The following is a 10,878-nucleotide window of genomic DNA, read 5'->3' on the forward strand; positions in this document are numbered from 1 at the left end:
ATGCACCGGCGCAACGGTTTTGGCAACGGAAAATGAGTAGAATGCGCGTGCGAGAATGAGGCGTGACCGAGGACTGGCGGGCGACGAACCTGGCGAACTGGGAATCCCGGGTGCCGCTGCACGCCGGGCCCGACGGCTACGACCTGGCCGCATTCGATGACCCCGCGCATCTGTCCGAGGTGGTGCGCTACGACCTTCCGCGGCTGGGCCGGCTCGACGGGCTGGATGTCGTCCACCTGCAATGCCATATCGGCACCGACACCGTCTCGCTGGCCCGGCTGGCCGCGAAATCGGTGACCGGGATCGACTTCTCGCCATCGGCGCTCGAGGTGGCCCGTCGGCTCGCACGCGGCGCGGTGACGTTCGTCGAATCCGATGTGTACGACGCGACAGGCGATTTCGACCTGGTGTACACCGGTATCGGTGCGATCTGCTGGCTGCCCGACATCCGCCGCTGGGCGCACACCGTGGCCCGCCTCCTGCGTCCGGGCGGCCGGCTCTTCATGCGCGATGGACATCCGATGCTCTCGGCCATCTGCGATCCCCGCCCCGACGGTCTCCTCGTCGTCGAATTTCCGTACTTCGAAACCGACGGCCTGACGTTCGTACAGACCGAGAGCTACGCCGGATCCGGTGAGATCGCTGCCCCGGCGTCGGTCAGCTTCAATCACGGACTCGGCGAGATCTTCACCGCGCTCACTTCCGCGGGGCTGACCGTCACGGCATTGGAGGAACACCGCGAGGTGCCGTGGAATCAGTTGGGCGAGGCCATGATGCCGAGCCCGGAGTTCGCCGGTGAGTTCGTGCTCAAGGAAGGGCGAGACCGGGTGCCGCTCACCTTCACCCTGCAGGCCGTCAAACCTGGAACCGATACCCCATCCCCGCCTCGGTGAGCAGATGTTTGGGCTGTGACGGGTTGGCCTCCAGCTTGCGACGCAGCTGCGCCAGATACACCCGCAGGTAATGGGTTTCCTTGGCGTACGCCGGTCCCCACACCTCCTTGAGCAATTCCTCGCGGCCCACCAATTTGCCGCGGTTGCGTACCAGCATCTCCAGCATGCCCCACTCGGTCGGCGTCAGGTGCACCTCGGCGCCGTCCTTGGTGACCTTCTTCGTTGCCAGATCGACTGTGAAAGAATCGGTTTCGACGACAGGCTCATCCACTTCGACTTTGGCGCCGCGACGCACCGCCGCGCGCAGCCGGGCCAGGAACTCATCCATCCCGAACGGTTTGGTCACGTAGTCGTCGGCGCCGGCATCCAGTGCCTCCACCTTGTCCGAAGAATCGGTGCGTGCCGACAGGACGATCACCGGCGCGGTCAACCAGCCCCGCAACCCTTCCAGCACTTCGATACCGGACATGTCGGGCAGGCCGAGATCCAGGATCACCACCTCGGGGCGATGATCGGCGGCCACCCGCAGCGCCTCGGCCCCGGTCGCTGCGGTGAACACCTCATACCCGCGCACCGACAGGTTGATCCGCAGCGCCCGCAAGATCTGCTTCTCGTCATCGATCACCAGAACCCGGGTCATGAGTCACCAGCCGCCAGCTCCACGACGACGGTCAGCCCACCGCCGGGGGTGTCGGTGGCGGTGACGCTGCCACCCATCGCCTCCACAAAACCGCGAGCCACCGAAAGGCCAAGGCCCACACCGGTGGAGTTGTCCCGGTCGCCGAGCCGCTGGAACGGTGCGAACAGCCGGTCCTCCGCGCCACGGGGAAGGCCTGGGCCCTCGTCGATGACGTTGATGAGCACCCGCTGCCCGACCCGTCCGGCATTCACCCGCACGACGCTGTCGGGGGCGTAGCGGACAGCGTTGTCGATCAGGTTCGCCAGCACGCGCTCCAGCAGACCGGTATCGGCGAGCACCGCCGTGTCACCGACGTCGATCTTCACCCGGTCGAATCCCGAACGCACCCAGGGCGTGCCGATGATCGCCCGGTGTGTCACCTCGTCGAGGTAGACCTGACGGAGTTCGGGATGCACCACACCGGCAGCCAGTCGAGAGGAGTCCAGCAGGTTGCCGACCAGCGAGGTGAGCTGGTCCACCGACTCCTCGACGGTGGCGAGCAATTCGGCGGTGTCTTCGGGGGAGAAGCCCACATCCTCTGCCCGAAGACTCGAGACCGCCGCCTTGGCCGCGGCCAACGGGGTACGCAGATCGTGGCTGACCGCCGAGAGCAGCGAGCGACGCAACTCGTCGGCGCGGGCGATCGCCTCGGCGCGGCTGGCTTCCTCGGTGAGCTCCCGCTGGCGGATCAAGCCGGCGGCCTGCGTGGCCACCGCGGTGAGCACGCGCCGATCCCGGGCGGGCAGTTGGCGACCTCGCATCAGCATCCAGAACTCGTCATCGCCGACTTCGATGGCGGTATCGGCGGTTTCGACGGTGACGCAGGGATCGTCGCCCACGCATCCCACGATGCCCTCGCCACGCAGCATGCTGACCGAACGTTGGCTGTAGGTCTCGCGGACGCGTTCCAGCAGGGTGTCCAGGTCGGCGCCGCGCAGCACCGATCCCGCGAACAGGGCGAGCAGTTCGGCCTCCTGTGATGCACGACGTGCCTCACGGGTGCGTTTCGCCGCACCGTCGACCAGGATGGCAACCGCGACGGCCACCATGAAGAGCACCAGAATGGTGATGGCACTGTCGGGTTGGGCGATGGTGAAGCTGTAGCGGGGTGCGACCAGGAAGTAGTTGAGCAGCATTCCGGACAGCACCGCGGACAATGCGGCCGGCGCTACGCCGCCCAGAAGTGCCACCAAGAGCACGCCGACGAAGAACAGAGCGCTCTCGCCGGCGATGCCCAGAAACCGGTCCAGCACCAGCGCCGTCACCGCGCAGATCGCCGACGGCACCACCACCGCCGCAAGCCAGGACGTGACCCGCCGTTCCCGCCCGGTCAGGCCGCGCCATGCGCGTGTGGTCTCCCCGTGGGTGACCATGTGCACGTCGATCTTGCCCGAATGTTGCACGGTCGCCGCGCCGATGCCTTCGTCGAACATGCGCGCCCAGCGCGATCGCCGCGAGGTGCCGAGCACCAGCTGGGTGGCATTCATCTCGCGGGCGAAATCCAGGAGTGCGGACGGAACATCCTCGCCCACAACGGTGTGCAGGGTGGCGCCGAGATTCGTGGCGAGTTCGCGGATCTTGCCCATCTGTGGCGCTGCCACCCCGGACAGTCCGTCGCCGCGGACCACGTGCACGACCATCAGTTCGGCGCTGGACTTGGAGGCAATCCGAAAAGCCCGTCGCACCAAGGTTTCCGACTCGGCCCCGCCGGTGACGGCGACCACGACGCGCTCTCTCGCCTCCCAGGTGTCGGTGATCTTGTTGTCGGCCCGGTACTTGGCCAGCGCCGCGTCGACCTGATCGGCCAGCCACAGCAGCGCAAGCTCGCGAAGCGCGGTCAGGTTCCCGCGGCGGAAGTAGTTCGACAGCGCCGCGTCGACCTTCTCAGGGGCGTACACATTTCCGTGGGAAAGTCTGCGCTGCAGTGCTTCCGGGGTGATGTCCACCAGTTCGATCTGGTCGGCCTGGCGGACGATCTCGTCGGGAACGGTTTCCTGCTGCTCTATTCCGGTGATCTGCGCGACGACGTCGTTGAGGCTCTCCAGATGCTGCACGTTGACGGTCGAGATGACGGTGATCCCGGCGTCGAGCAGGTCCTGGATGTCCTGCCAGCGTTTGGGGTGGGTGCTGCCCGGGGTGTTGGTGTGCGCCAGCTCGTCGACGAGCACCACCTGCGGGTCGCGGGCCAGCACCGCGTCCACGTCGAGTTCGGTGAAACGCGTGCCCCGGTAGTCGATGTGGCGGGGCGGGATGACCTCGATACCGTCGAGCAGGTCCGCGGTCTTGGCGCGGCCGTGGGTCTCCACCACCGCCGCTACCAGGTCGGTGCCGCGCTCCAACCGGCGGTGCGCCTCACCCAGCATGGCGAACGTCTTGCCCACGCCGGGAGCGGCACCCAGATAGATGCGGAGCTCACCCCGTTTGCCTGACGTCACACGCCCATCATCCACCCAGCTGGTCCAGCGCAAGGTTGAGCTTGAGCACATTGACCCGCGGTTCGCCGAGGAAGCCCAGTGCTCGCCCGTCGGTATTGGCCGTGACCAGGTCCCGGACCGGCTGTTCGGCCAGGCCGCGGGCCTCGGCGACGCGGGGGATCTGCAGTTCGGCGTAGGCGGGTGAGATGTCGGGATCCAGGCCGCTGCCGCTGGCGGTCACCGCATCCGCGGGAATCTGCGGATCGGTCGCTGCGCCGTGGATGGGCACGATCTGGCCCATGCTGTAGTCACCGTCGGGTTGGGCGCACTGCACGCGGACACCGCCGTACACCGCGACGAACGGCGCGGCAGGGCAGACTTCGTTCACGCTGACCACCTGGGTCGGCTGCGTGACAATGCCACGGGCATCGCGGGGCCCCATCACGGCCAGCACCGCACCGACCCCGCCGCCGGTGCAGAACGGTCGTGCGCCGTCGACATGGTCCAGGGCGGCGATATCGGCACTGCGTGTGCACACCTGGGTGAGCAGGCTGGGTTTGTCCGGCCGGTCGACGACGCTCTCCGGGCCCAGGTTGCTCGCCCCGGAGGCCATCGGATCGTATCCGCCGGGCCGGCTCTGGAAATACTTCGGCAGCGGCTTGCCGTCGGGGTCGGTGAAGGACTGCCCGATCAGGCTGCTGCCCACTGCCTTTCCGTCGACTTTGATGATCGAGCCGTCGGCCTTGGTGGACAGCCCGGGCAGTTGCGCGACAGCCCAGATGAACAGTGGATATGCGCCGCCGAGGATGACGGTGAGCACCACCAGGGTGCGCAGCGCGGCCCAGTGCTGGCGGACGATGCTGGAGATTCTCATGTTTAGGACATCCCGGGGAGCAGTTGAACGACGAGGTCGATGAGTTTGATGCCGATGAACGGGGCGATGATGCCGCCGAGTCCGTACACGTACAGGTTGCGGCTCAACAGCTTCGAGGCGCTGCTCGGCGTGTAACGCACACCCTTGAGCGCCAGCGGGATCAGCGCGACGATGACGATGGCGTTGAAGATGACCGCCGACAGGATCGCCGACTGCGGGCTGTGCAACCGCATGATGTTGAGGACGTCCAGGCCGGGGAACAGCGTGACGAACAGTGCCGGGATGATCGCGAAGTACTTTGCGATGTCGTTGGCGATGGAGAACGTCGTGAGGGCGCCGCGGGTGATCAAGAGCTGTTTTCCGATCTCGACGATCTCGATCAGCTTCGTCGGGTCGGAGTCGAGATCCACCATGTTCCCGGCCTCTTTGGCGGCCGAGGTGCCGGTGTTCATCGCCACGCCGACGTCGGCCTGGGCCAGCGCGGGGGCGTCGTTGGTGCCGTCGCCGGTCATCGCGACCAGCTTGCCGCCGGCCTGCTCCCGCTTGATCAGCGCGAGCTTGTCCTCGGGTGTGGCTTCGGCGAGGAAGTCGTCCACGCCGGCTTCGTCGGCGATGGCCTTGGCGGTCAACGGGTTGTCGCCGGTGATCATCACCGTGCGGATACCCATGCGGCGCATCTCGTCGAAGCGTTCCCGCATGCCCTGCTTGACGACATCCTTGAGATGGATGACACCGAGTACGTCCGGTTTATCGTCCACAATGCGGCCGACCACCAGGGGAGTGCCACCCGACGCGGACACCCCGTCCACGATGTCGCCGAGTGCGGCGGGCACGGTGCCGCCGTGGCCGCGCACCCATTCGGCGACCGAGTTCGCCGCCCCCTTGCGCAGCACCACTCCGTCCACGTCGACACCGGACATCCTTGTGGCCGCGGTGAATTCGACCCATTGGGCGTGATTCAGCTCTCCGGTGGTTCGTTCCCGTAGCCCGTAGTGCTCCTTCGCGAAGATCACGATGGAGCGGCCTTCGGGGGTCTCGTCGGCCAGGCTGGACAACTGCGCGGCGTCGGCCAGTTCCTGTTCGGAGACGCCGGGCAGCGGGAGGAAAGCGCCGGCTTGGCGGTTACCCAGGGTGATGGTGCCCGTCTTGTCCAGCAGCAGGGTGTTGACGTCGCCTGCGGCCTCGACCGCGCGGCCCGACATCGCGAGCACGTTGCGCTGCACCAATCGGTCCATGCCCGCGATACCGATTGCCGACAGCAGCGCTCCGATGGTCGTCGGGATGAGACACACCAGAAGGGCGACCATCACGATGCCGGTCACGCCGTTGCCGTCGAGCGCGAGACTGTCGGGAACCCCGGGGTTGTTGGCCTTGGAGTAGATGGCCAACGGCTGCAGCGTCGCGACGGCGAAGACGAAGATGATCGTCAGCGCGGCGAGCAGGATGTTCAAGGCGATCTCGTTCGGCGTTTTCTGTCGGTTGGCGCCCTCGACGAGCGCGATCATCCGGTCGATGAAGCTTTCGCCGGGCTTCTGCGTGATGCGCACGACGATGCGGTCGCTCAGGACGGTGGTGCCACCGGTGACGGCGGATCGGTCACCACCCGACTCGCGGATGACGGGTGCAGACTCGCCGGTGATGGCCGATTCATCCACCGAGGCAATGCCTTCCACGACGTCGCCGTCGCCTGGGATGACCTGGCCGGCCTCCACCACGACCATGTCGCCTTGGCGCAGTTGCGGGGCGGGGACCTCTTCTTCCGCGCCGGACTCGGTGAGCCGGCGGGCCATGGTGTCGGCTTTGGTCTTGCGCAGCGAGTCGGCCTGGGCCTTGCCGCGGCCTTCTGCGACCGCCTCGGCGAGATTGGCGAACAGCACGGTGAGCCACAGCCACGTGACGATCAGCCAGCCGAACCAGCTGGGGTCGGTGACGGCCAGGACGGTGCTCCACACCGCGCCGAGCTCGACGATGAACATGACGGGGTTGCGCCACAGGGTGCGCGGGTCCAGTTTGCGCGCCGCGTCGGGCAGAGATCTCCACAGCAGTTTCGGATCGAGCAGGCTCGTCCGTTTCGGTGCGGCGGTCAACATGTCTAGTGGATTCCTTCAGCGAGGGGGCCGAGTGCGAGGGCGGGTAGGAAGGTCAGCGCGACGAGGATGAATGTCACGCCGGTGACCATGCCGACGAACTGGGGACGGTGGGTGGGCAGGGTGCCGACCGATGCCGGTGTGGTCCCTTGGGCGGCAAGGGATCCGGCCAGTGCCAGCACCAGCACGATGGGCAGGAACCGGCCGAACAGCATGGCCAGGCCCAGTGCGGTGTTGTACCACTCGGTGTTGACGCTGATGCCGGCGAAGGCGGAGCCGTTGTTGTTGGCCGCCGAGGTGAACGCGTACAGAACCTCGGACAGGCCGTGCGGGCCGGAGTTCAGCATGCCGGCGCGTTGGCCGGGCAGCGCCATGGCCAGCGCGGTGCCTGTGAGCACGAGCAGGGGCGTCACCAGGAAATAGCTTGCCGCGAGCTTGATCTCGCGCGGGGTGATCTTCTTCCCGAGGTATTCCGGAGTGCGCCCGACCATCAGGCCGGCGACGAACACGGTGATGACGGCGAGAATCAGCATGCCGTAGAGGCCGGATCCCGTACCGCCCGGCGCGATCTCACCGAGCTGCATGTTGAACATGGTCATCATGCCGCCGAGGCTGGTGTAGGAGTCGTGGAACGAGTTGACCGCACCGGTCGAGGTCAGCGTCGTCGCTCCCGCGAAGATCGCCGAATCGGCAACACCGAAGCGTTGCTCTACGCCTTCGGTGGCGGCACCGATGGCGGTGGGGACGGTGCCGTGGGCCTGTAGCTGGAAGAACATGGTCAGCGAGATGCTGAGTGTGGCAATGATTCCCATGACGGCAACGATCGCGTAGCCCTGTTTGGGGCTGTTGACCATGCGGCCGAAGGTGCGCGGCATGGTGAATGCGATGACCAGCAGCAGGAAGATCTCGACCCAGTTGGTCCAGGCGGTGGGGTTCTCGAACGGGTGCGCCGAGTTGGCGTTGTAGAAGCCGCCGCCGTTGGTGCCGAGTTCCTTGATGGCTTCCTGGCTGGCGACGGGGCCGCCGGTGATGGTCTGCTGGGCGCCGGTCAGCGTGTCGACCACCTGGGTGTGCAGGGCGAAGTTCTGGATGACGCCGCCGGCGATCAGCACGATGGCAGCGATGACGGCCAGTGGCAACAGGATCCGGATGCTGCCGCGGACCAGGTCGACCCAGAAGTTGCCGAGTTCCTGTGCGTGCCTGCGGGCGAAGCCGCGGACCAGCGCCACGGCGACGGCCATCCCGACTGCGGCGGAGACGAAGTTCTGCACGCTCAGGCCGGCCATCTGAACGAGATGGCCTTGAGTGGTCTCACCCGAATAGGCCTGCCAGTTGGTGTTGGTGACGAAGCTGACCGCGGTGTTCCAGGCCAGCGCGGGGGTCATCGGGGTGGCCGGGTCGTGGAGGTGCAGGGGTAGCTTGCCCTGCACCAGCTGGAAGAAGAACAAGCCCAGCACGCTGACCGCGGAGAACGCCAGCACGCTGCGCGCGTATCCGCCCCAGCCCTGCTCGGAGTTCGGGTCGGCGCCGATGGCTTTGTAGATGAGTTTCTCGACGCGGGAATGCTTTTCGCCGTTGTAGACCCGGTACATGTAGTCGCCGAGCGGGACATGCACCGCTGCCAACGCCACCATGAGCGTCAACAGGAACACGATCCCTGCGGTAGAGGTGGACACTAGAACCTTTCCGGGAACAGCAGGGCAGCGGCCATGAAGAGGGCGATGGCGATGGCCAAGATCAGGCCGATCGCATTGATCAGGCCCATCACTCGAAGATCTTCTGGACGAAGCCGAGCAGCGCGAAGACCGCGATGGTCAGCAGGACGAACACAACAACAGCCATGCCGTCGACGCTAGGACTGGGCAGAGCCCCTGAACTGGTCCCTTACGGTTTCTTGACGGGGGTGACCGCCGCCTTTACGGAGTCCTTGCGGCGCTGTGCGCGGGGTCACCCGGGTGGTCAGCTGCCGCCGCCACACCCGCCTCCGCCACCGCACCCGCCGCCACCGCAGCTGGAGCCCCCGCCGCAGCCGCCGTGGCCATGGGCGCCGCCGCCGTCGCCGGCGCCGCATCCGCTACCGCCACCTGCGATGAACCCTCCGCCGGCGGCTGTGCCGCCCGCCGCGGTTCCCCCCTGGTGGACCAGTACTTGGCGGATTGCTTCTTGGCGCTGCGCTGACCCAGCCAGATGAGGAGCCCGCCGACGGGCACCACGAAGGCCAGCGTTACCAGCAGCGCGAGCCAGCTCTCCATTCGCTGATGCTAGACGTGGTTCGGGAGCCTGCATATCGGCCGTTCGGCCGCTTTTCGGGGAGTGATTTCACGGGTGACCAGGGAGGACGCTAACGTCATCACCTGCACGCCCCTATAGCCCAATTGGCAGAGGCAGCAGACTTAAAATCTGCACAGTGTGGGTTCGAGTCCCACTGGGGGCACTCTAAACCAGGGAACCGGCCAGTGAACGGCTGTTCGTCGAGGACATCGAGCCGGTTGCCCGCTGACCGCCCCCGGCGGCCTGCTCGTGACCGAATCGATGACGCGCCGTGGCATCTCAGACGCACAAGTTTTACGAGCGGTGGATCTTGTTGTGTGCGAAGTGGGTGTTCGTGGCACAGTTCGGCTATGTCGGTCCGATCTTTTGACGATGCGCCTGTGTTTCATCGAGCGATGCGCGCTGCCGCTGCGACGAAGGCCGGGAGGGTTGTTTTCCGGCCCACGGCACACCGACTCGACAAGCTGCTCAGCAAGCTCACCGGCGGCAAGCGCAGCTTCGCGCGTATTGCGGCGGGGCTGCCCGCGGTCATCCTCACTACCACCGGCGCCAAGTCGGGCATGGCCCGCACCGTGGCGTTGATGGGTATCCCGCATCCCGAGGGAGTGGCCGTCGTGGCCACCAACTACGGCGATGCTCGACACCCTGGGTGGTACTACAACCTCAGGGCCAACTCGTCGGTCACGGTGACAATCGATGGAGATACCTGGCAAAGCACCGCTCGCCTGGCAACACCCGTTGAACGCGAACAGATCTGGGAAACGGGTGTAGACATCTTTCCCGGTCTGATCAAAGAGCGGGCATGGGCGGGCCGACGCCAGATCGAGGCATTCATCCTCGTGCGGCCCTGACTCGGCCACCGCGCCTGGGAAGTTCAATCGATGGTCTGGCTGCCCGGCTTCGGCTTGGGACGTGGTCCCTGTTGTTCATCGCTGGTGGTGATGGATTCCCCGGTCCCCCGAACGGTGTGCTTGCCGAGTCGTTTGATCGCTTTCACGGCCCCACCGACAAATTCCTCGGTGATGTCCGGTATGCCGTTGAGGTTGGAGTCTCCCGGAACGCCACTCATCATGCCTCCTCGTTCGTAATGCTGTCCGAAGTTACCGTTTCCAGTGTTGGCCACGCCGGCACATCGGCGTCGAGTAGTCGCCTACCTGCGCACGATTGATCTGCTCCACTGTGAATTCATATGAGCGCACCGGTGCTGGTGTTGACTGCCGTGAAGATCGTCGATGTGCTGTGGTCTGCCATCGTGACCGACAGCGTGAACATCACCTTGCCCGTGGCGTAGAAGTTCAGGCCGCCGGCGATTTGCGCGTCGGGCTTGTCGATGGGCGTGCTGATGATGGTGCCGGTGGTGGTGTTGATGAGGGTGACCAGGGCTCGGTGGCGGAGGCCGCCCATGCCGGGGGTGCCGCCGGCGACGTCGTCGGTGATGAGCCAGAGGCGCGAGTTCTTGTCGGTGAAGATGGGTCCGGTTGTGGTGCCGTTGACGCGGATCGGATCGGAAACCCACGCACCGGTACTCAAGTTCAAAAGGCCGAATTGGGTGCGGTCGAAGGCCATGTCGTTGGTGGTGATGTAGGCGCGGGTTTTCTTGCTGTCGAACGTGATTGGGGCGGCGAGTTCGGATCCTCCGGTGGAGGCGAGTGGGCCGATC

At 66.0% G+C, this 10,878-nt stretch carries 11 protein-coding genes and 1 tRNA gene; 3 read left to right on the forward strand and 9 right to left on the reverse strand.

Annotation, left to right across the window (positions count from 1 at the left end; genetic code table 11):
* The first annotated feature begins 62 nt into the window (after positions 1-62).
* Entirely contained in the window at positions 63-893 is an 831-nt protein-coding gene (locus AC1DY7_RS17945; RefSeq protein WP_477495033.1) for a class I SAM-dependent methyltransferase, read from the forward strand.
* Here AC1DY7_RS17945 and AC1DY7_RS17950 read toward each other — a convergent pair.
* The 7 genes from AC1DY7_RS17950 to AC1DY7_RS17980 all read right to left on the reverse strand — a co-directional run bounded on the left by AC1DY7_RS17950 (position 856) and on the right by AC1DY7_RS17980 (position 9,199).
* Entirely contained in the window at positions 856-1,533 is a 678-nt protein-coding gene (locus AC1DY7_RS17950) for a response regulator (protein ID WP_477495034.1), read from the reverse strand. The genes AC1DY7_RS17945 and AC1DY7_RS17950 overlap by 38 nt on opposite strands.
* Positions 1,530-4,058 (reverse strand): DUF4118 domain-containing protein, encoded by a 2,529-nt coding sequence (locus AC1DY7_RS17955; RefSeq protein ID WP_477495035.1) that lies wholly within the window; start codon positions 4,056-4,058, stop codon positions 1,530-1,532. The genes AC1DY7_RS17950 and AC1DY7_RS17955 overlap by 4 nt, the downstream gene beginning before the upstream one ends.
* Positions 4,015-4,860: a potassium-transporting ATPase subunit C gene (locus AC1DY7_RS17960; RefSeq protein WP_477495036.1), complete on the reverse strand. Its 846-nt coding sequence runs from the start codon at positions 4,858-4,860 to the stop codon at positions 4,015-4,017. Before AC1DY7_RS17960 ends, AC1DY7_RS17955 begins: the two co-directional genes overlap by 44 nt.
* A 2-nt stretch (positions 4,861-4,862) precedes the next feature.
* A complete protein-coding gene (gene kdpB, locus AC1DY7_RS17965; protein WP_477495037.1) occupies positions 4,863-6,950 on the reverse strand; it encodes a potassium-transporting ATPase subunit KdpB in 2,088 nt (695 codons plus the stop codon).
* A gap of 2 nt (positions 6,951-6,952) precedes the next feature.
* Positions 6,953-8,623 carry a potassium-transporting ATPase subunit KdpA gene (gene kdpA, locus AC1DY7_RS17970; protein ID WP_477495038.1) on the reverse strand — a complete coding sequence of 557 codons (1,671 nt, stop codon included), beginning with the start codon at positions 8,621-8,623 and terminating at the stop codon, positions 6,953-6,955.
* Entirely contained in the window at positions 8,623-8,712 is a 90-nt protein-coding gene (locus AC1DY7_RS17975; RefSeq protein ID WP_458711532.1) for a potassium-transporting ATPase subunit F, read from the reverse strand. The genes kdpA and AC1DY7_RS17975 overlap by 1 nt, the downstream gene beginning before the upstream one ends.
* Before the next feature lie 151 nt (positions 8,713-8,863).
* On the reverse strand, positions 8,864-9,199 hold the full coding sequence (locus AC1DY7_RS17980) for a hypothetical protein (RefSeq protein WP_477495039.1): 336 nt from the start codon (positions 9,197-9,199) through the stop codon (positions 8,864-8,866).
* Positions 9,200-9,307: 108 nt separating this feature from the next.
* Between AC1DY7_RS17980 and AC1DY7_RS17985 the strand changes: the two genes are divergently transcribed.
* Positions 9,308-9,381: transfer RNA gene (locus AC1DY7_RS17985), tRNA-Leu, on the forward strand.
* A gap of 187 nt (positions 9,382-9,568) precedes the next feature.
* A complete protein-coding gene (locus AC1DY7_RS17990) occupies positions 9,569-10,069 on the forward strand; it encodes a nitroreductase family deazaflavin-dependent oxidoreductase (protein ID WP_477495040.1) in 501 nt (166 codons plus the stop codon).
* A 23-nt stretch (positions 10,070-10,092) separates the two neighbouring features.
* Here AC1DY7_RS17990 and AC1DY7_RS17995 read toward each other — a convergent pair whose 3' ends face one another.
* Both AC1DY7_RS17995 and AC1DY7_RS18000 read right to left on the reverse strand, forming a co-directional pair.
* The gene (locus AC1DY7_RS17995; protein WP_477495041.1) at positions 10,093-10,341 is read right to left on the reverse strand and encodes a hypothetical protein; all 249 of its coding nucleotides are present in this window, start codon (positions 10,339-10,341) and stop codon (positions 10,093-10,095) included.
* A 62-nt stretch (positions 10,342-10,403) separates the two neighbouring features.
* Positions 10,404-10,878 (reverse strand): hypothetical protein (locus tag AC1DY7_RS18000; RefSeq protein WP_477495042.1); only part of this gene is annotated, 475 nt, incomplete at its 5' end.

This window comes from Mycobacterium sp. P2_H7 (genome assembly GCF_056403275.1).